This is a genomic window from Bradyrhizobium sp. F1.13.3 (genome assembly GCF_040548265.1).
Taxonomy (GTDB): Bacteria; Pseudomonadota; Alphaproteobacteria; order Rhizobiales; family Xanthobacteraceae; genus Bradyrhizobium.
The window spans coordinates 288,999-309,415 of the sequence record NZ_JBEPRI010000005.1 but is presented as its reverse complement, the minus strand read 5'-3'; the positions used below and the strand labels follow the sequence as shown (position 1 = coordinate 309,415).

Annotated in this window: 13 protein-coding genes; 10 read left to right on the top strand and 3 right to left on the bottom strand. The window is 58.0% G+C overall.

From position 1 onward, the window contains the following. The first annotated feature begins 364 nt into the window (after positions 1–364). Positions 365–1,375, top strand: a complete 1,011-nt coding sequence (locus tag ABIB66_RS16695; RefSeq protein WP_354255033.1) for an HAD family hydrolase — start codon at positions 365–367, stop codon at positions 1,373–1,375. Positions 1,376–1,600: 225 nt separating this feature from the next. Here the strand turns inward: ABIB66_RS16695 and ABIB66_RS16690 are convergent, their stop codons facing one another. Beyond that, positions 1,601–2,659: a SphA family protein gene (locus ABIB66_RS16690; RefSeq protein ID WP_502918325.1), complete on the bottom strand. Its 1,059-nt coding sequence runs from the start codon at positions 2,657–2,659 to the stop codon at positions 1,601–1,603. A gap of 276 nt (positions 2,660–2,935) precedes the next feature. On the opposite strand from ABIB66_RS16690, the gene ABIB66_RS16685 reads away from it, so the two are divergent. The 8 genes from ABIB66_RS16685 (at position 2,936) to ABIB66_RS16650 (ending at position 14,852) form a co-directional block, all read left to right on the top strand. Beyond that, a complete protein-coding gene (locus tag ABIB66_RS16685) occupies positions 2,936–3,889 on the top strand; it encodes a helix-turn-helix domain-containing protein (RefSeq protein ID WP_354255032.1) in 954 nt (317 codons plus the stop codon). 167 nt (positions 3,890–4,056) lie between these two features. Then, the gene (locus ABIB66_RS16680; protein WP_354058650.1) at positions 4,057–5,790 is read left to right on the top strand and encodes an arylsulfatase; all 1,734 of its coding nucleotides are present in this window, start codon (positions 4,057–4,059) and stop codon (positions 5,788–5,790) included. Between the two features lie 93 nt (positions 5,791–5,883). Next, positions 5,884–7,479: an arylsulfatase gene (locus tag ABIB66_RS16675; protein ID WP_354255031.1), complete on the top strand. Its 1,596-nt coding sequence runs from the start codon at positions 5,884–5,886 to the stop codon at positions 7,477–7,479. A 21-nt stretch (positions 7,480–7,500) separates the two neighbouring features. Further along, on the top strand, positions 7,501–8,034 hold the full coding sequence (locus ABIB66_RS16670; protein ID WP_354255030.1) for an HdeD family acid-resistance protein: 534 nt from the start codon (positions 7,501–7,503) through the stop codon (positions 8,032–8,034). Positions 8,035–8,140: 106 nt separating this feature from the next. Further along, complete coding sequence (locus ABIB66_RS16665) at positions 8,141–9,118, top strand: formylglycine-generating enzyme family protein (RefSeq protein ID WP_354255029.1); 978 nt, start codon at positions 8,141–8,143, stop codon at positions 9,116–9,118. Positions 9,119–9,574: 456 nt separating this feature from the next. Then, a complete protein-coding gene (locus ABIB66_RS16660; RefSeq protein WP_354255028.1) occupies positions 9,575–11,290 on the top strand; it encodes an arylsulfatase in 1,716 nt (571 codons plus the stop codon). Positions 11,291–12,427: 1,137 nt separating this feature from the next. Then, positions 12,428–14,002 carry a porin gene (locus tag ABIB66_RS16655; RefSeq protein ID WP_354255027.1) on the top strand — a complete coding sequence of 525 codons (1,575 nt, stop codon included), beginning with the start codon at positions 12,428–12,430 and terminating at the stop codon, positions 14,000–14,002. A 247-nt stretch (positions 14,003–14,249) separates the two neighbouring features. After that, positions 14,250–14,852 (top strand): recombinase family protein, encoded by a 603-nt coding sequence (locus ABIB66_RS16650; protein ID WP_354255026.1) that lies wholly within the window; start codon positions 14,250–14,252, stop codon positions 14,850–14,852. A 532-nt stretch (positions 14,853–15,384) separates the two neighbouring features. On the opposite strand, the gene ABIB66_RS16645 is transcribed toward ABIB66_RS16650, so the two are convergent. Together ABIB66_RS16645 and ABIB66_RS16640 are read right to left on the bottom strand one after the other, a co-directional pair. After that, the gene (locus ABIB66_RS16645; RefSeq protein WP_354255025.1) at positions 15,385–16,797 is read right to left on the bottom strand and encodes a hypothetical protein; all 1,413 of its coding nucleotides are present in this window, start codon (positions 16,795–16,797) and stop codon (positions 15,385–15,387) included. Positions 16,798–16,848: 51 nt separating this feature from the next. Further along, entirely contained in the window at positions 16,849–18,462 is a 1,614-nt protein-coding gene (locus ABIB66_RS16640) for a tyrosine-type recombinase/integrase (protein ID WP_354255024.1), read from the bottom strand. A 224-nt stretch (positions 18,463–18,686) separates the two neighbouring features. Between ABIB66_RS16640 and ABIB66_RS16635 the strand changes: the two genes are divergently transcribed. Beyond that, positions 18,687–20,255, top strand: coding sequence for a porin (locus ABIB66_RS16635; protein WP_354255023.1), 1,569 nt, complete (start codon positions 18,687–18,689; stop codon positions 20,253–20,255). Positions 20,256–20,417 lie beyond the last annotated feature (162 nt).

Sequence of the window (20,417 nt, the reverse complement as noted above, 5' to 3'; positions counted from 1 at the left end):
CGGTGATCATGAGCAATCCTACAATCCTGCAGTCGGCCATGGAGTGGTTGCTGTCCTCGCCTCCAAAGCGATCGTGCCTGGAGGTGGTTTATCGCAGTGGCTTGCCGCAGTCTGAAGTTCAACACTCAGGCGCGCTATGCAATTCCGGAGAAATTCAATTCATTCGATTTTGCGGCAGTTCCATGTGAACGTGCCCGTAGGGGAGACATATTTCGGAAAGGTTGAGCAATGTCGAGCATCCTCCTTCATTGCTCGTAAACCCGTATTCCGAAGATTCGCCGAAACTGCATAGACGGTGAGCATCCAAGTCCATCAAGCTTTGACTAGACGGCTGCTGTCATCAATTGGCTTTTGGAGGTGAGCTATGAGGCGCAAATTTTGGCGCGCCATTGCCGGCGCGATACTGGGCGTGGCGCTGACTCTCAGCTGGCTGCCGCGCGCGTCTGCCCAAGATGACCCATTGCCGTCATGGAACGATACTTCGACTAAACAAGCTATCGTCGATTTCGTGCGTCGAGCTACGACGTCCGGAAGTTCCCAGTATGTGCCGCCCGCGGCACGTATCGCGACCTTCGACAACGATGGCACGCTTTGGGTTGAGCAACCAATGTATGTTCAATTGGTATTCGCCCTCGAGCGGGTAAAGGCTTTGGCGCCATTGCATCCGGAATGGCGATATACCGAGCCTTTCCAGTCGGTTCTTGAGGGCGACATGAAAGCACTGGCGGGGTTCAGCGAGCGGAGCCTCCTCGATCTGATCATGCAGACCCATGCGGGGATGACCACTGACGAGTTCTCGAAAATAGTAATGGATTGGCTCGGCTCCGCGCGCGATCCGCGCTTCCGGCGGCCATATACTGATCTGGTCTATCAGCCAATGCTTGAGTTGCTCTCTTACCTGCGGGCGAACGGCTTCAAGACCTTTATCGTCTCGGGCGGTGGAGTTGAGTTCATGCGTCCATGGACAGATAAGGTTTACGGGGTTCCTCCCGACCAGGTCGTAGGCTCATCCATCAAGACCAAATTCGAGATGCGCGACGGAATTCCTACGCTGTTTCGTTTGCCGGAGTTGAACTTCATCGACGATAAGGCGGGCAAGCCCGTCGGCATCAACGAAGCCGTAGGCCGCCGCCCAATTGCTGCATTCGGAAACTCAGACGGAGATCTCGAAATGCTTCAATGGACTACCATCAGCGACGGCTTGCGCTTTGGGGCTATCGTTCATCACACCGACGCAGTGCGCGAGTACGCCTACGATCGGCAGTCGCATTTCGGGCATCTCGACGTTGCTTTGGACGCCGCGGCTACGAATAGGTGGACGGTGATCGATATGAAAAAAGACTGGAAAGTGATCTTTCCCTTCGATACGCGCTGAAAACACTGCTGGTTCGTTCTATCTGCACTGCATTCTATCTGCACTTCATTCGGCATCAGGCGCGATTGCAGCCACGAACGTCAAATTGGCGATGGCCTCGGCCGTTGGGTGTAATTCGCCGGCCCGGTAGCGCTTCCGGCATGGCGGCCAAGCCCGTCCGATCGAGCGATTAGAAGGAAAGTAGAAGGCGCGTTGGGAGGCGAAGGCCTCGGCGGCTTTGCGGCCCTACTTCGTCACGAGATGCCGGGTCGCTTTCGCATCAATTGCCGCAGTTGGGGAAATTGCAAACGTCAGCCAAGTATTCCAACCAGATGGCCGGTTGGCCGCATTGAATTCCCCATACGCCTTAATGTTTAAGTACCCCTGCATGTCGCCGACGGGAAAGATGTATCCGAATTGGGGCCCCACGCCGAGAACGCGGGATCTGAAGCCACCAAGCAGTGGATGACCGCCAGTATCATCTGAGACTTGCTGATAGGCGTAGCCAACGAAGCCCACAAAAGCCTGTTTCGTAAGAAATTGGGCTGTGCTCCAGTCGAAATGAAAATCGATCCCGCTTTGAACCTGAGTGTCGGGGTTCTTGAAATTGTAGGTAAACCCTGCAACTCCGGAAATCGTCACGCCGGAAGCCGGGTTCAGATAGGTGTAGCCGCCGCCGGCATCGATCGCGCCGTGGCCGATACCAAGGTTCGCGATGCGACTTGGATCGTAAGCGCCGACGGGAATGTCGCCCGTTATATACGTCATGTAATTGTTGACACCCGAATTCCATTTGAGCGTGATCATCGGATAGAGGTCGCCGACAGACGTGATTGAATCTCCGATACTCCCCATCCGGGTTGCCGCAAATCCTCCCACGTTAGCTGTCAATGTTCCGTCAATGGTCGCGGCTGACCGGCCGAATATGCCGGTTACTCCCATCGCCAACTGACCACCAAGGACCGGCGTGCCGAAAGTGTAGGTTGGGTTGAGCAACAAGAGATCGGCTTGTGCATTCAGGCTCGCGTTGAGGCTGACATTGACAGTCGGTGCCAATCTGCCGACCTGAATCTCTCTTGCCGCAGCGACGGAGCCGGAGGCAGCAACACTCGTGTGGTAGTAGACGGTTCCCATTGACCAGCCCGGCGCGCCCTGCGGGACTGCCGGCAGACTGCTGACCTGGCCAGGCAGCCAGAACGAAATGCCGCTTTCGTCGGCGCGGGACTGTTGGCTCGTGAGGATCAGCATCGCACAGATCGCACCGGTACCGAGCTGGAAGTCCCTGATCGAACGATCACGCCGCATCTGCCCGCTCCTCGATACATGCTTATCCTATGCTATCTGCGGTTCGGCCTTAAGCTATGCAAAATCGGCAAAAACAACAAACTGTGCGTGGTTGATGTACCGGCGCAACACTCGGAGTAAAGCGCGAGTCGCGTAGCGGAGATCTCAGGGCACCAAAAAGTCGCGACGGAGCACAATCGGCTTCCGAAGCTGCATAGGCAGGTCGTTGCCAATCTACCATGCTGTAGCCCGGCTGGGCTCGCGGCGGTGGCGGCCATCTCGAACGAGACGATTCGGATGATCCAGAACGGAACGGCGATCTTCGTTAGTCCCGATGCCTACGGTGCGGCGATTGGAGCAGAAAAGGTCGAGCTTTTTGTAACAGGTAATGGAGAGTTCAAGGGGCAATTGACCCACTTGAAAATTGGTCGCCTGCACGTGCTGAGAGGAAGAGAGAACCTTCCCCGCATCGCCTTTATCGCCTTGCCGTCGGCCCATGTGCATATCTCGTTTTCGACAAGCCGGACGCGGAGCATGGTCTATTGCGGCGTGGCCTTGAACTTCGGCGACCTGGTGTTCCATTCCCTTGAACAGCGAGCACACCAGCGCACCACTGGAGGAGCCGAGTGGTGCCTTATATCTCTGCCGCCAGACGAGCTTACCGCATGCAGCAGAAGGTTGATCGGCGAAAGTATCAGAGTGCCATCAGAATCCTGTGACGTCATGCCTGCACACGACGCCACCGCAGCGTTTCTTGCCATCGTTTCGAAGCTGTGCGATCTCGCTGAACTGGTGGGGGAAGTATTCTCAACAGCGGGCGCCGCCTCGCTTGAGCGCGAGTTGCTCAGCGCGCTTGTCAAATGCCTGTCGATCAAGAATGGGGGTAGACCCTCGAACTCCAGGCGGCGCCACTCGGACATTATGGTTGGTTTCGAGGACTGCTTGGCTCGACAAAAAGAGCCTCATTTGAATCTGTCGGAGCTCTGCACCACAATCGGGGTGCCGGAGCGCACCTTGCGACTTTGCTGCGCCGAATTTCTAGGCGTTAGTCCAAGCCGTTACTACCTGTTGCAGCGATTGAATAGGGCGCGATCAGCATTGCGTTGCGCCGATCCGGCATCAGCCAGTGTTTCAGAGATTGCGCGAAATCATCACTTTACCGAACTCGGGCGCTTCGCGGTGGCTTACCGCGACGTCTTCGGAGAGACGCCGTCATCAACGTTGCGCCGCGTCTCCAGCAAGGAGGAGTAATTCAAGCGCTGTGCCGAATTCGCATAGCGCGATCGAAGAAACTTCGGACAGACTAACCTCCACGGAGAGCGGAGCCCTGTGAGTGGGGCAGCTCCTCTTCGCTTCTGCACCCCACAGACTTCGAGAAGTCTGCCGATCAAGTATCGTGACAGCTAGGAGCCGGAGTTATGAAGATCACTAGAAACTTCAAACGTATGCTGGTGTCAGCAACCGCTTTGGCGGCAGTCAGTCTGCCGGTAATCTCCCTGCCTGCCTTCGCACAGGCACCAGCCGGAAAGCCCAACATCCTCTTCATCATGGGCGACGACATTGGACTATACCAGCCAGGCATTTATCATCGCGGATTGATGGTTGGCGAGACACCAAATATCGACCGCATCGGCAACGAGGGTGCGATCTTCACACATTACTATGCCGAGCAAAGTTGCACAGCGGGAAGGAACGCTTTCTTCACTGGAATGCATCCGTTGCGCACAGGTATGATTCCTCCGCAGTTGCCTGGCAGCCCGTCCTATCTACGACCCGGCACACCGGCACTCGCAAAATTCCTGCTGGATCTCGGTTATAATACCGGCGAATTTGGCAAAAACCATCTCGGCGACCATACCGATGCATTGCCGACCGCGCATGGATTTCAGGAATTCTGGGGCTATTTGTATCATCTCGACGCGATGCAGGGCGTGAGCTTCCCGGACCTCAACAAGTCTCCTACTCAACAGACCGTTGCTCCGCCGTGCAAGAACACGCCGATACCTGGGTTGCAGGAGGTAAATGGTGCGGTTGATCCGAAAACGTCACCAGTTTGCCTGACACCGCCGCGACCAGTCTTGTCGTGCAAATCGTCCGATGGCACCGCAAAGAACATGACGTGCAGCGACCAAGGTCCCCTAACGCTTGAGCGCTCGAAGAGCGTCGACGAGGAAATCTCGGCGAAGGTCGTTGACTTCCTCGATCGCAATGACCCGAAGAAAACCAACAAACCCTTCTTCGCCTGGTACAATCCGGCACGCATGCACATTACGACCGTGCTGAATGAGAAGTACGCGGGCATGATTGGCGAAGCCGGCGGCAAGGATTGGGGCCTTAACGAGGCCGGCATGAAGCAGCTGGATGATAACATCGGCACTGTGCTTAAGAAGCTCGAGGACATGGGCCAGCTCGACAATACGATCGTCGTGTTCACGACCGACAATGGCGCCGAGACCATCACCTTCCCGGACGGCGGCACTACCCCATTCAAGGGCGGCAAGCTTAGCACTTGGGAAGGCGGCATGCGTGCACCTGCACTTATCCGTTGGCCGGGAGTGATCAAGCCAGGCACGATCAAGAACGATATTTTTGCGTCGCTGGATTGGATGCCGACGCTTATCAATATTGCGGGCGGCGCCAAGGGTGATGGTTTGAAGAAGCGCATCGAGGCCGGGCAATATCCCGGCATCGTCAAGACGACCTTGGATGGCGTCGATCAGACCGAGTACCTCTCCGGACGTTCGGAAAAGTCTGCGCGCGACACATTCTTCTACTATTCCGGCAAGGACCCCTCGGCGGTTCGGTACAAGAACTGGAAGATCTACTTCACGATGGTATCTGACGCTCCATCCGGCTTTATTGCTGGCGCGCTTCCCTACCACTGGGCACAGGTCGTCAATATCAAGCGAGATCCGTTCGAGACGTCGATCGGTGCGCAGTTCAAGACCCTCATGGGCCAGGGTGGCACGATCGGTTCACCTTCGACGGCCTACGTTTACGACTGGAACATGTTGCCCATCGGTCAGACGCTGTGGCTGAAGGAATTGGAGACCTACGTCGAATATCCGCCGCTCCAGGATCCTGCAAGCTACAACCTCGACCAGGTTATCCAGCAGCTCAAGCAGGCCAAGACTGCTGGACGGAGCGATTAGCGAACGGTTAGTGCTCGATTGAAACACAATTAGCGGCCGGCCGCGAAGGGCCGGCCGCATGTTCCAGAAATTCCAGGAATCACAGGACGTAGAATGGGCTTCAGCAAGATCATCCGACCAAGCCTGATCGCACTCGCCACCTTGGCCGCCGTCAACACTTCTGTTCGAGCGCAACAGCCGCAGAAGCCCAACATTCTCGTTATTATGGCTGACGACATCGGTTACTGGAATATCAGTGCTTACAACCGGGGTATGATGGGATATCGGACGCCCAACATCGATCGTATCGCCAACGAGGGCGCAATTTTCACCGACTATTATGGGCAACAGTCCTGTACAGCCGGTCGTGCTGCTTTCATCACCGGGCAGAGTCCGCTCCGCACGGGCCTTTTGAAAGTTGGGCTGCCTGCAGCCAAGGAAGGGCTCTCCGCGAAAGATCCAACGATCGCGGAGCTCTTGAAACCGCAGGGTTACGCAACCGCACAATTCGGCAAGAACCATCTAGGTGACCGCAACGAATTTCTGCCGACCGTGCACGGCTTCGATGAGTTTTTTGGAAATCTTTATCATCTAAATGCCGAGGATGAACCAGAGCATGCGGATTATCCGGCTAATCCATCGTTCCGGGCGAAATTCGGTCCGCGCGGAGTCATGAAGTGTTTTGCTACGGCAACTGCGACGCCCGGCGACGATCCCCGATTTGGACCTCTTGGCAAACAGCAGTGTGAGGACACCGGTCCTCTTACCAAGAAGCGCATGGAGACGATTGATGAGGAATTTCTAAAGGCATCGACAGATTTCATCGATCGCGCCAATCGGGACAAGAAACCGTTCTTCGTTTGGTTCAATCCCAGCCGCATGCATATCTGGACGCGCCTTAAGAAGGAATCGCAAGGCAAGACGGGTTTGGGCATCTACCCCGATGGCATGGTCGAACACGACGGGCAGGTCGGCCAGTTGCTGAAGAAACTCGACGACCTCGGTATTTCCAACAACACGATCGTCGTCTACACGACCGACAATGGCGCTGAAACTTTCAGCTGGCCTGATGGTGGAACCACGCCGTTCAAAGGCGAGAAGAACACCAATTGGGAGGGCGGCTATCGGGTCCCCGCGATGATCCGTTGGCCCGGCCTCGTCCCGGCGAAAACGGAAATCAACGAAATTTTCTCCGCCGAGGATTGGGCGACGACACTGGTTGCTGCCGCCGGCGAGCCCGCTATCAAGGAAAAGCTGCTGCAAGGCTATGATGCGGCAGGCCAGAACTTCAAGGTTCATCTAGACGGCTATGATCAGCGCGACCTGCTGGCAGGAAAGGGGCCCGACAAACGTAGAGAATTCTTTTACTGGACCGATGACGGCGACCTCGCCGGGCTCCGCTTCGACCAATGGAAAGCAGTCTTTCTCGAGCAGAAGGCCGAAGGTTTCAGCGTCTGGCAACAACCGATGGTTCAGCTCCGGCTCCCAATGCTGTTCAACTTGCGCTCCGATCCGTTCGAGCGCGCCCAACGTGAGTCCGGCGACTATGTCAGATGGTTTATCGAGCATGCGTTCGTGATCGTGCCCGCGCAGGCAATTGTGGGGCAGCACCTAGCAACTTTCGCGCAATTTCCGCCTCGGCAACGTCCGGGTTCGTTCTCCGTCGAAGAGGCGATGGATAAACTGAGGCTGCCGCCGGCCAACAATTAGCAAAACTCGGGAGGTTAGGTCATGACCAACATCGCCGTCCTGCCACAGCAGTCCAGCATCTGGTGGGTTTTCCTCCTGCAAGGGTTTGCCGGCGTCATACTGGGCCTTATGCTTGTCACCCAACCCAGCGCGACGATCCTCGCGCTCACAACGTTTTTGGGATTTTACTGGCTCATTACGGGCTTGCTTGCGTTCGTCCAAGTTTTTATCGATCGCTCAACGCCATGGATATGGTCGTTGCTCAGCGGAGTGGTTGGCGTTCTCGCAGGTCTTTTCGTTCTGCGACACCCGCTCGTTGCTGCCCTGACTGTGCCGACGGTGCTGGTGCTCATTCTCGGCGTTCAAGGACTTCTCATGGGCACTCTGCAGATCATTGCCGGCCTCAAGGGTGGCGGCATCGGGCCGCTTATCTTGGGAGCGATCAACGGCCTGGTTGGTCTTCTGCTACTAGGGTCTCCCATCGCAGCCGCATTGGCCGTGCCGGTTGTCTTTGGTGCGCTGCTCCTCATTCAGGGCGCGGGATTGGTAATCCTGGCCTTTCGAGTTCGTCGCTAAGGCTTTCTTTTCTCTTCGGGGTTTACGGATTTTGCCGAATTCGCATAGTGCGCACGGCGCAGGGTGGGCATTCTGCTGCTGAAGTGACCGTCAAGACGGAAGTCACATGAATTCTGCCCGCCAGTCTGATCTCAGGCGCCCCCTTGAAGATCCCCCGCATCCAGAGATGGTGCGCGTACCAGGCGGTACGTTTCGGATGGGCTCGGACAAGCATTATCCGGAAGAAGCTCCCGCCCACCGCGTCACCGTGGACGGTTTTTGGATGGACCGGACCCCTGTAACCAATCGCCAGTTCCGCGACTTTATCAACGCGACCGGCTACGTCACCTTCGCCGAGATAACTCCTGAAGCGAAGGATTATCCGAACGCATTGCCGCAAATGCTCAAAGCTGGCTCCCTTGTCTTCACTCCGCCCAAAGAGGCGGTGGATCTGCGTTACTGGGGTGAGTGGTGGACCTTCGCCTTCGGCGCCAACTGGCGGCGGCCGTACGGACGCCACAGCAATATCCGTGGCCTCGAAGATCATCCCGTCGTCCACGTCGCATTACGCGACGTGGACGCATACGCAAAATGGGCCGGGAAGGATCTGCCAACCGAAGCCGAGTGGGAATTCGCCGCGCGAGGCGGATTGAGCGAGGCGGAGTTCGCGTGGGGAGACGAACTGACGCCTGCTGGCAAACACATGGCAAACACCTGGCAGGGTAACTTCCCGCATGAGAACCTCTTAGCCGATGGCTTCGAACGTACCTCGCCGGTGACCGCGTTTCCACCGAATGGCTACGGCCTCTATGACATGATCGGGAATGTCTGGGAGTGGACGGCCGATTGGTATTCGCCGAAGCACGACGCCGATGCGCCGAAGGCTTGTTGCATTCCGCAGAATCCCCGCGGCGGCGCCGAAGGCGAAAGCTACGACCCACGTACCCCAAACATCAGCATTCCCCGGAGAGTGCTTAAGGGAGGCTCGCATCTGTGCGCGCCGAACTACTGCCGACGGTATCGCCCGGCAGCCCGTCACGCCGAGCCGATCGATACTTCGGCGAGCCATGTTGGATTCCGGTGTATCTCCAGGACGAAATCCTGATGAAAAAGGCCATTGCCTAGCTTGCCATCTGCCATGTCTCAGATGCTTCTCGACGTAAGCGCTATTGCAACGCTCGTGTCGGTTCATCTTAGCGTTCTCGACGAGCAAAATGTTTCTCGGTCCAGGTATTTTCCAGTGTGCTGCCTCCCTTGTAGAGGGAGGCTAACGTTTTTAGCGTGTGGCGGCGCTCAGGTTGATCCCTCGGCCGCCAACAGTGCGGTGTCGCATTCGTCCTTGGCTCTTAGCTGACATGCCGCGACTGTCGGGGTTGGGTCCAAAACGCATATGCGTGCGTTCGAAGCGGCTGCCGTTTGTGCATAGTCGATCGCTGGAAAGACAGTCAAAGTGCGGCGTCGGCATCAGCGTGTCGGATCACAAGATCTGATGTGCCCTGCGTGATATTCGTTGGGTTGAGTTAAAGCCCGTTAGCCACCGCGAACAGGAAAAAGGACTGTCATGAGCGACAAAAAGGCGTCCGAGAAGTCAGAGCTCTCTAGCGGGCCGAGCAGCGCAGGATTGAAACGCCGCGAATTGCTGTTGAGCGGCAGCTCTCTGGTCGCGGCCTCCGCACTCGCAGCCGTCGGGTTGACGAACCCTGCCCAGGCGCAGCAGGCAACGACAGCGCCCGCAGCTGTGTCTGCCGGACAGAAGCCCAACATCGTCGTCATCATGGGCGACGACATCGGCATCTGGAATCTTGGCGCTTATCACCGCGGCATGATGGCCGGCCGGACACCAAATCTGGACAAGATCGCCACCGAAGGCATGCTGTTCACCGACTATTACGCCGAGGCGAGTTGTACGGCCGGCCGCGCCAACTTTATCACTGGCGAGCTGCCGATACGCACCGGTATGACTACGGTTGGCCAAGCCGGCGCTCCCACTGGTCTGCCGGCTCAGGCGGTAACGATCGCTCAGGCGCTAAAAGGAATGGGCTACGCGACCGGTCAATTCGGGAAAAACCATCTCGGTGATAAGAACGAGTTCTTGCCAACCGTTCACGGCTTCGACGAATTCTTCGGCTACCTCTATCATCTCGACGCGATGGAAGATCCAGCTCATCCCGCCTATCCGCAGGATCTGCTGAACACCGTCGGTCCGCGGAACATGATTCATTCATATGCCACCAGCGTTGACGACGCGACGGTAGATCCACGCTGGGGCAGGGTAGGCAAGCAGAAGATCGAGGACGCCGGAACGCTCTATCCGAAGCGAATGGAAACTGTGGACGACGAAATTCGCGACTTCTCGCTGGCGTTCATCGATAAGGCCAGGGCTGAGAACAAGCCGTTTTTCCTGTGGCTCAACCCGACCCGCATGCACATCGTCACCCATCTGTCGCCGAAATATCAAGCGTTACGCAACTCCAAGAACGGCTGGACGATCCATGAAGCCGGTATGGCGCAACTCGACGATGATGTCGGTATCGTTATGAAGAAGCTCAAGGACATGGGGGTCGACGACAACACCATCGTCATCTTCACGACCGACAACGGCACCGAAGTGTTCACCTGGCCTGACGGCGGGCAGACGCCTTTCGCGCAGAGCAAAGGCACGGTGATGGAAGGCGGCTTCCGCGCGCCAGCAATGATCCGGTGGCCCGGCAAAGTGCCGGCGGGCAGGGTGGAAAATGGCATGATCTCCGGCCTCGACTGGTTCCCGACACTTCTTGCAGCCGCGGGCAATCCCAACATTGCGGAAGAATTGAAGAAGGGAAAACAGATCGGCGATACCACGTTCAAATGCCATCTCGATGGATACAACCAGATGGATATGATCACCGGTCAGGGGCCGTCGAAAAGGCACGAAATCTGGTACTTCGGCGAAAGCGAACTCGGCGCGGTTCGCATCGATGACTACAAGTTTCGTTTCATCGACCAGCCCGGGGGCTGGCTGGGTGACAAAACCAAGCCGGACGTACCCTACATAACCAACCTCCGCCTCGATCCGTTTGAGCGCACGGGCTGGCCGAACAATGGGACCAAAGAGGGCGCGCAGCAATATTTCGATTGGTTCAAATACGAATTCTGGCGCTTCGTATTTGTCCAACAACAGGTTGAAAAGCTGGCGATGACCGCGATCGAGTTTCCGCCGATGCAGAAGGGCGCGAGTTTCAATCTTGAGGCTGTGAAAGCGAAGATCGCCGCAGCCCAAGCAGCAATCGCCAAGTAAATTGAGCTTCGTTGACAAAATTCTACGGGTGCCCCGATAGCGAGGCGCCCGTCGTTTTTTTGATTAAGCTAATCACCTGCGGGCGCCCTGTGGCAGCGAATGGGTTGGTCCGCAGCATGCGTATTCGGCCTTTCGAGCGGAGGTCTGTTTACGACGTTGATCCGGACATCGCACGACTTGCTCAACGATCCAACGGGCCTAAGCGGGATCGACATTCATCGTGAGCCTACGATCGAGTTCTGAGCGACGACTTGTCTTCGCCGTTTCGTCCTATGGCGCACGATGTAGGCTGGCGAAGGGGCTGGCCAAGTATTTCATCACACGCAACCAAGAGGCGACCCTGCTCCGCAGAGTCGTGGGTGGTAATATCTGCGCAACTGGTGGCGACGCGCGCCTTCCGGCAGGATGTCTGCTCGTCTCAGTCGTTAGTTAGAGAGGGGAGGGGATGGAACGAGTTCTGAACAAAGTTCCTGGCCAGTAGACTTAGGCAGGTCCGAGTTTGGTCTGTCCGTTCCTCTGGATACCTAGCCACTCCAAGGGAAACCCGGCAGCTGACCTTAGATCGAATAAGGGCGAGCAGTCCGCGCTGGATACGAAAAGTGCTGTAAGGCGCTTCGTCCGCGCGATCCCTCAAGAGCGCCAAACTATAAGCTGTGCACTGCATCTGCTCGCGGCATCGAGCCGAAGCTCTCGTTCGCTCAGCTACGATGCGTGGACGACTCCTTGGGATGAGTGATTCTGCCACGTGATCCCTCGCGGCGAAGCACCAAGGCTGTGGGGAACCCGATCCGCAGGAAATGGTTCCAAAGCGATTTTTCGAGATCCGGACAGATTTTAGGTGCAAAATCAATCACCTAAGCAGCGGCGTCCGTTCAGCAAAAAGTGATATTTGTGCAACATCCGTCCAAAAACGCGCCATTCCGACCTCATCCGAGGCACTCAGTCATTGATTGATCGGAGGTCTTTGCCTCATATCGTGAGTGCGACGGAGGGGGGCATCCCGAGGTCGTCCCGTTTAGGTCTTTCGCTTAAGTAGACCATGGTCATAAGGATGCGTTGATTTTCAACGTGTTTTCGCGGGTAGCTCAACGGCCTTTGTACGAGGGATTGTACGGGGCTTCAACTTGGAGGTTTAACATGAAGTTCAAGGGCCTTTTGCTCGGTTCCGCGGCAGCTCTGCTCGCCGTGGGTGGAGCACAAGCGGCTGATCTTCCCGTAAAGGCCAAAGCGGTCGAATACGTGCGGATCTGTTCGCTCTATGGTGCTGGGTTCTACTACATCCCCGGTACTGACACCTGCATCAAGCTGGGTGGTTACCTGCGCGCTGAAGTCGCGCTGGGCACCAACAGCGTCTACGGCATTTCCAACGGGTCTCCCGGTGGTGCGCGTAACCGCCTGAGCAACTACTACACCTGGCGCGCTCGTGAAGACCTCAACATCGACACGCGTACTGCCACCGAATATGGCGTCGTCCGCACGTTCTTCGATGCGACCTTCTCCTGGACCAGCGGTAGCTATCAGGGCACCGGTTCCGGGTTTGGTGGCACCGCCTACAGCAGCACCGTCGCCATCAATAGCGCTGGGGCGCTGGTTGGTACGACGATCAACCCGACTGACGGCGGCACCTCGGGCGGTTCGCTCGGCGTGTACTATGCCTTCATCCAGTTCGCTGGGTTCACGATGGGTAAGGCCGTGTCGCAGTTCGACGCGCCCTGGACCAACTATCCCGGTAACAACATCGACAGCCTCGTCGGCGGTTCCGGCACGGTCACTGGTGTCAACCAGTTCAGCTACACCGCTGACTTCGGTCAGGGCATCACTGCGTCGTTCTCGGCCGAAGATCGGGCCGCTTACTATGACGCCGGCAATCTCAATCTGAGCAGCGTCGGTGCGCCTGGTGGTCCGGGTGCTATCGCCGGGCTTACCCTTGGTGCGGTGGGTGCCAACGCCATCGGCGGCACCCGTTCGCCGAACCTCGTCGGTATGGTCCGTGTCGACCAGGCCTGGGGTCTGTTCCAGGCGTCGGTTGCTGCGCATGACAACCACGTTGCTTATTACGGCGCTACCGAGCCGACTGGCCACCCCGGCGACAAGTGGGGCTGGGCTGCTCAACTCGCCCTGTCGATCAAGAACATCCCGACTGGTGCGGGTGACGTGATCAACATCCAGGCCGTCTACACGGACGGCGCGACCCGCTACAACTTCCAGAACCTGGCGGGTAGCACGTACCTCATGTACGGCACTTCAGGCACTGGTGCTTACGGCAGCGTCGCTGCTGTGACCGCTCCGGACACCGTGTTTATCAATGGCGGCCAGCAGGAGACCATCAAGACCTGGGGCTTCCGTGGCGCTTACACCCATAACTGGGATGCGTATTGGAACACCGCGATCTACGGTGCGTACGCTCAAGCTCAGTTCGGTAGCGGTGCCAAGACCTTCCTCTGCGGCGCCACCGGTGTCTTCACGGCGGTCGGTGGCTTGACCGCGTGTAACCCGGACTTCAACATCGGTCAGGTGGGTATCATCACCCGCTGGACCCCGGTCAAGAACCTGACGTTCTCGGGGGAGTTCAACTGGACGCACGTCGACCAGAAGTACGCTGGCATCGTGGGCGCCGCAGCCAACTTGGCCGTCGCCAAGCCGGCCGCGGCCTACGAGCTGAAGGATCAGGACAGCTTCACGATGCTGCTCCGCGCTCAACGCAACTGGTAAGCTCGGTCTAACGACCTGAGCCTCCAAGGCCCTCGGCGGGAAACTGCCGAGGGTTTTTCGTTCGGTGGCAGTGACGAGGTCTCTCTGAGGGGCATCAGGCTGAGCACACGCCTCGCACCTGTCTCAGAGGGGTCTACCCTCCCGAGACATTCATCCGAGACACAAATTCCGTCTCAATAGGGTTGACATTTGAATTTCGATACATCACTGTCTCATGGTCTAAACCCTAATGAGACAGGACTGGCGAATGACCATCATCGGGTACGCCCGCGTTAGCACCACCGATCAACACCTCGACCTCCAAGAGAACGCATTGCGCGCGGCAGGCTGCGACCTGATCCGCTCTGAGAAGCGCAGCGGCACCAGCACCGCTGGGCGGGAGGAGCTTCGCACCGTACTCGATTTCCTACGGCCTGGGGACGTGCTGATGGTGACGCGCATTGACCGGCTCGCGCGCAGCATCGGTGATCTTCAGGACATCGTGCGCACCGTGAAGGCTCGTGGTGCTTCCCTGCGTGCCACCGAGCAGCCAATCGACACCAGCACCGCAGCCGGGAAATGCTTCCTCGATATGCTCGGCGTGTTCGCTGAGTTCGAGACCAACCTACGGCGCGAGCGCCAACTGGAAGGCATAGCGGACGCGAAGGCCCGTGGCGTCTACAAGGGCCGCAAGCCCTCGGTGGAAGTTGCAAAGGTGCAGGCAATGCACGCGGAAGGCAAAGGGCCATCAGCCATCGCGAAGGAGCTTGGGATAGGCCGTGCGTCGGTCTATCGCGCTCTGGAAGGCAAGGAGGGCCTGAGCCCAAGCGGAAGATCATCGGCTGCCTCGCTGACGCCGCCCCCCAGCTAATCGCAGCTAAGGGGACTCCGGCTCCCGGTGGGGCCCCTCGGCCTATCGTTGCTGGGGCCCCGCCTTCAAAAAGCTCGGGCTAAAGCCTTTGGCCTCTGCTCAGCTGAACAAGGCTGGTGTGCTTCGCTGGGAGTACCGCGCGGGGCCCAACATGCCCGGGCTCAATAGGAGCAGGCGCACCGCAAGAGCAAACTGGCGCCGATGCCCTGGGCGACTCAGCGGAGTCCTCTAGCGGGGGCTATAACGAGCCGCCGGGTGCTACCTGTGCATGGCGTCAAGGCGCCCCCGGGCCTCCTAGAGTCCCACAGGGGCATTGTAGTTCAACCCTGTTCGGCCCCAAAGCCAGGAACAGCGGCCTGTGCACATATATGGCCGATTAGGTCCTACTCCTCCCTTAACTCCCGCCCCACCCCAAACATTCGTTCCACGATATGGTAGGGTCGTGCGGGGGGTAACACGGTAGATACACCACAGCTAATAACAGAGACTTATAGCTAGTAGATAGTTAGCTGGCGTACCTGTGTTGGCTGCATCAGAAGCCAGGCCTGCTTACAACAAGCGTTGGAACCACCCCGGTAAGGGCGCGGAATTGGTGTGACAGGGTATCGGCAGCCAAGGCTTCCTTGCTGGCTTGGACAATCAGGCTGTCGTGGACCGGCATACTGGGAACGCCCTTGGCCATAAGCTCCTGCATGGTGGCGATGATGATTTTGCTCTCCTCGAACATCAGATCGGCCCAGCCCCTGACCCGACCTCGGATTTCTCCACCCCATTGCTCAAGGAGAGGGTGACGCTGTAGAGCGCGCTTCTTGATAAGGGACATCGGGTACGACTTGGTGTCGAATGCCTCTGGCGGGATTCCCTTCTTTTTCAGGCGCTCGCGGAAATCCTCAGTGAACTCCTTGGACCACCGTGTCAGCAGATTGCCGTTGCCGAATGACGCATTGATCCAGAACTTTGCAACGTGCCGATCAAGGTCCGTAGGCCCAAGGATGCCAGCGTAGGCATCCGCGTCGGTGTCGAGTTGCTGTTCGCACCAAGCATAGAAGATGGTGAGGTACGAGGACGAGATGTCAATCTCCACCACACTTTCGCCGTCGATCCGCATACCAAGTCGCATATCCTCACTTAGGTGCTGATAGCAGCCGGCATTTGGCGGGTAGGAATACAGGCGACCGCCCTTATCCCACTTGTAGGTCTGAAGATTGCTCGCCTGTTGAAACTTCCTTACCCAACCAAGATGCTTCACCTTGACCTGTGAGTGCGTGAGCGTGTGCTGGGCGAAGAAGGAATTGAACTGAGCCACCTGTGCGCGGAGCTGCTGCACTTTCTCGGTGTTCGGCGCCTTGCGCGATGGCTTGGTGAGCTGCACCAGCTCTGAAGGCATTACCTCCGCGAATTGGAAACATTGCCGCACGTTTGCAGGCGTAACGCCATGGGCTGCGCATGCGGCGAGGAGCAACGGTGTTGCCCTGTACCTCGTGAGCTTTCCGACCATCGGTCCCGGATTGTCGAACTGATATGAGCCCGGATACCCCGGCTTGTGCTCCACCAGCCCTGCCTCGGTGAACGCTTGGCGCACCGCGTCGAACATCCGCCACTTGACGTATTGGCCGGTGTACGCCTCTTTGTTGAGCGAGCATCTCAACCAGCCTTCACTCTGATCCGTTTCACTTGCGGCCAGCAGATCAGCGATGAACGCCCCCACTGCGTGGGCATAGTCGGCCAAGGTCTTGTCTCGGGCGTATGCCTTGCCCTTTGCTGCCTGAGGCCTCGGGTAACGCTTCGCCAAGTCGCTCATAAGTCGGAGAGCTGAGAGACTATCCGGCGTTGCCCGCAGGGTTGCCAAGGGTGCCTTGTCGAGTGCCTCGCGTTCCTCCTTTGGAGTCTTCGGCTCCCATGCGGGGCGTTCGATCAGCGTCCAATCGTCGGAGTTGTCCGTCATAGTTTCGGTCTCAGCTTTGCGGCGTTGCCGCTACTTCGGAGTAGGGCGACATCAATCCAGCCTGTATCTCGGGAACTTCTTGAGGGCTTCGGCGAGGTCCTCAGGAAGCGGTTTCGTGTATGCTCGTCCTATTGTCGCCGGCGAATGCCCGGTGATCGCGTCGCTGTAACGTTCATCAATGCTTACACGAGCTGCCATGGCCTTGAACGTGTGGCGCCATGCGTGATTCGGGCTTAACTCTGGATCGGTTATGCCGAGTGAGCGGACCCAAGTGCCGACCTGCGACCTCATGCGCTCAGCGGGGCTCTGCCGAGGTCCATCTTCGACCTTTGCGACCGGACGCTGCTTTGTGGGGTAAAACAGTGGCCGGCCCTGGGCACGCTCAACGAAATCGAGAAATCCTTGTTCGATGAGGTGCTCGTGCAGAGGCACCGTCCGAGCCTTCCGTGTTTTTATCTTGCCGGCGGATGGTGTCAGCTTAGCGAAGTGCGTCCCATTGCGCTGCTGAATGTCGGTTGCTCGCAGTTGAGTAATCTCGCCAGCGCGGGCACCCGTATACGCGCAAATCCAGGGCGCCCACCGAAATGCGCGCTCTCGGTATGACTTGGTGTCGTCGCAGCGTAGCGCGGCGGCCAAGATAATCTTGATTTCGGTGTCATCAAAGGCTTTCGTTTCGCGCTCGGTGTTCTTCCGAGGCACGCTGATGCGCACCTCTGGAAACGGATTGCTGTCGATCATCTTTTCTGCGACACCCCAACCAAAGACCGTCTTTAGAGCTGTGCGCCATGCGGCTGCAACGGTTGCGGCTGACCGCTCTTCATTGATTAGCCCATTCATCCATGTCTTGGCCTTGTCGAAGCTGATGTTCCTGACATCGGGAAAATGTCGGTCAGCTTCCTTGAACACAGTGGTCCATCGGTAGACTGTGCCTTCAGCCGGCTGCACAGCTTTCGTCCAGGCCTCGAACAGCGCCATTGCTTTCACAGGGGCACTTCCGCTGACCTCTTCGAATTGAGGGAACACCTGCCGATGGACATCCGGCGAGTAGTCGCCACGCGCAACTGCTTCCAACCGTTGGAATGCGGGCAATAGGTTGTCGCTGACGGCATCCAAGAAGAGGTTGGTGGCATCTGGGGTTAAGCTGAGACCCTGTTCCAAGAGGAAGGCAGCAGTCTGGGCTTCGGCCGCTATGGCAGGACGGACTTCCTCTCTGACCTGCGGATCGGCTTGCCAATCCCAGCGCGGATCAGCCTGCGGATGCTCTTCGTATTCATCCGGTGCGTGCGGGCGTATCACGTCCCAGACCAAGGTATCCGCCAATGCTCTCCAATGAGCGGGGGTGCGAAGGTCTTTTTCATTTTTGGCGATGAACCAAGCATACCAGCGCCCGGCCAAGGCGTAAGCGTTCTGCCGGGTAAGGGGTTGTGGCCCGTTTTTCTTCGCAGCTCTCAGGCTTCCGATGCGAGTCTCGATGTCGGCCAGCCATTCTCCATATCGGGCGCGGGCTTCATGGGCTGAAGCTCCTCCGTCCAAACGGAATTTCTCTTCCCAAGCATTGCCATACTTGGCCGCGTAGACCGCTCGGATGTCCTTGGGAATGACCTTGCGGGCGGTGTAGGCCCCAGTCGAAGTCTTGCTCAGTTCCGGCATTAACAGCTGCGTCATTTGTACGGTGCCTTGTAGTTACAGGCATCCGAATAGCGTTGGCAATCAGTAAGTTACTGATTTTTACAGCTCTCGCTCACCGAACATTCGGATCGCTTAAGTCCCTCGCGTTCCGCGGGTGTGTCCAAAGGCGCGAAGTGGCTCAAAGCGGTGATTTAAAGGGGGTTGGGGAATTGGCCGTTCGGGTCAGTGACCTTCCCTGAAGAGCAACTTGGAGGTTTAACATGAAGTTGGTTAAGAGCCTTTTGCTCGGCTCAGCGGCGGGTCTGCTCGCTGTTGGCGGAGCGCAGGCAGCCGATCTCCCCGTGAAGGCCAAAGCGGTCGAATACGTGAAGATCTGCTCCCTGTACGGTGCGGGTTTCTACTACATCCCCGGCACTGACACCTGCATCAAGCTGGGTGGTTATCTGCGCGCTGAAGTCGCGCTGGGCACCAACAGCGTCTTCGGCATTGCCAACGGATCTCCCGGTGGTGCGCACAATCGCCTGAGCAACTACTACACCTGGCGCGCTCGTGAAGATCTCAACATCGACACGCGTACTGCCACCGAATACGGCGTCGTTCGCACGTTCTTCGATGCGACGTTCTCCTGGACCTCCGGCAGCTATCAGGGCACCGGTTCCGCCTTCGGTAATACCGCCTACAGCAGCACGCTGGCCCTCAACACCTCGGGTGCAGCGCCGGCCCTCGTTGGCTCGTCGATCAACCCGTCCGACGGCGGCACCTCGGGCGGTTCGCTCGGCGTGTACTATGCCTTCATCCAGTTCGCTGGGTTCACCATGGGTAAGGCCGTGTCGCAGTTCGACGCGCCCTGGACCAACTATCCCGGTAACAACATCGACAGCCTCGTCGGCGGCAGCGGCACGGTCACTGGTGTCAACCAGTTCACCTACACCGCTGACTTCGGTCAGGGCATCACGGCGTCGTTCTCGGCGGAAGATAGGGCGGCCTACTATGATGCCGGCAACTTCAACCTCGCCGGCGCCAGCGTGGCTGGCCTCGTCGGCGGCACCAGTGGTATCAACTCCATCGGCGGTACGCGTTCGCCGAACCTCGTCGGTATGGTCCGTGTCGACCAGGCCTGGGGTCTGTTCCAGGCCTCGGTTGCTGCGCATGACAACCACGTTGCCTACTACGGTGCGACCGAGCCGACTGGCCACCCCGACGACAAGTGGGGTTGGGCGGTTCAGCTCGCTCTGTCGATCAAGAACATCCCGACTGGTGCGGGTGACGTGATCAACATTTCGGGCGTCTACACGGACGGCGCGACCCGCTACAACTTCCAGAACCTGGCGGGTAGCTCGTACTCGATGTTCGGCAGCTCCGGTACCGCTTACCAGAGCGTAGGCTTCGCCTCTGCGCCGGATACTGTGTTCACGTCTGCCGGCGGCGGCAGCCAGCAGGAGACCGTCAAGACCTGGGGCTTCCGCGGTGCGTACACCCATAACTGGGATCCATACTGGAACACCGCGCTTTACGGTGCCTACGCTCAGGCTCAGTTCGGCTCGCTCGCCAAGTCGTCTCTCTGCGGCGTTGGCGGCACGTTCGCTGTGGCCGGCGTTACCTCTTGTAACCCGGACTTCGCCATCGGTCAGGTGGGTATCATCACCCGCTGGACCCCGGTCAAGAACCTGACATTCTCGGCGGACTTCAACTGGACCCACTTGGACTCGAAGATGGCTGGTACCTTTGCTTACGGTGGTGCTGGTGCGATCGCGAAGCCGGCCGCTGTGTACGAGCTCAAGGATCAGGACTCTCTCGTTCTGCTCCTCCGCGCTCAGCGCAACTGGTAAGTTCGGTCTAACGAACTAACCTCCAACGGCCCTCGGCAGGAAACTGCCGGGGGTTTTACGTTTGGTGAAAGCGGGTGAGAATCGCGACAGCCCGAGCCTGCTCTCCACTCGCTCGTTGGCGATCCCTTGTGACCCAACCAAAGGGACAGAAGAGGCCTTAAA

Bases quoted from the DNA above. Each gene is read 5' to 3' on its own strand.
- ABIB66_RS16695 (WP_354255033.1), top strand. From the start codon at position 365: ATGAGGCGCAAATTTTGGCGCGCCATTGCCGGCGCGATACTGGGCGTG.
- ABIB66_RS16690 (WP_502918325.1), bottom strand. From the start codon at position 2,659: ATGCGGCGTGATCGTTCGATCAGGGACTTCCAGCTCGGTACCGGTGCG.
- ABIB66_RS16685 (WP_354255032.1), top strand. From the start codon at position 2,936: ATGATCCAGAACGGAACGGCGATCTTCGTTAGTCCCGATGCCTACGGT.
- ABIB66_RS16680 (WP_354058650.1), top strand. From the start codon at position 4,057: ATGAAGATCACTAGAAACTTCAAACGTATGCTGGTGTCAGCAACCGCT.
- ABIB66_RS16675 (WP_354255031.1), top strand. From the start codon at position 5,884: ATGGGCTTCAGCAAGATCATCCGACCAAGCCTGATCGCACTCGCCACC.
- ABIB66_RS16670 (WP_354255030.1), top strand. From the start codon at position 7,501: ATGACCAACATCGCCGTCCTGCCACAGCAGTCCAGCATCTGGTGGGTT.
- ABIB66_RS16665 (WP_354255029.1), top strand. From the start codon at position 8,141: ATGAATTCTGCCCGCCAGTCTGATCTCAGGCGCCCCCTTGAAGATCCC.
- ABIB66_RS16660 (WP_354255028.1), top strand. From the start codon at position 9,575: ATGAGCGACAAAAAGGCGTCCGAGAAGTCAGAGCTCTCTAGCGGGCCG.
- ABIB66_RS16655 (WP_354255027.1), top strand. From the start codon at position 12,428: ATGAAGTTCAAGGGCCTTTTGCTCGGTTCCGCGGCAGCTCTGCTCGCC.
- ABIB66_RS16650 (WP_354255026.1), top strand. From the start codon at position 14,250: ATGACCATCATCGGGTACGCCCGCGTTAGCACCACCGATCAACACCTC.
- ABIB66_RS16645 (WP_354255025.1), bottom strand. From the start codon at position 16,797: ATGACGGACAACTCCGACGATTGGACGCTGATCGAACGCCCCGCATGG.
- ABIB66_RS16640 (WP_354255024.1), bottom strand. From the start codon at position 18,462: ATGACGCAGCTGTTAATGCCGGAACTGAGCAAGACTTCGACTGGGGCC.
- ABIB66_RS16635 (WP_354255023.1), top strand. From the start codon at position 18,687: ATGAAGTTGGTTAAGAGCCTTTTGCTCGGCTCAGCGGCGGGTCTGCTC.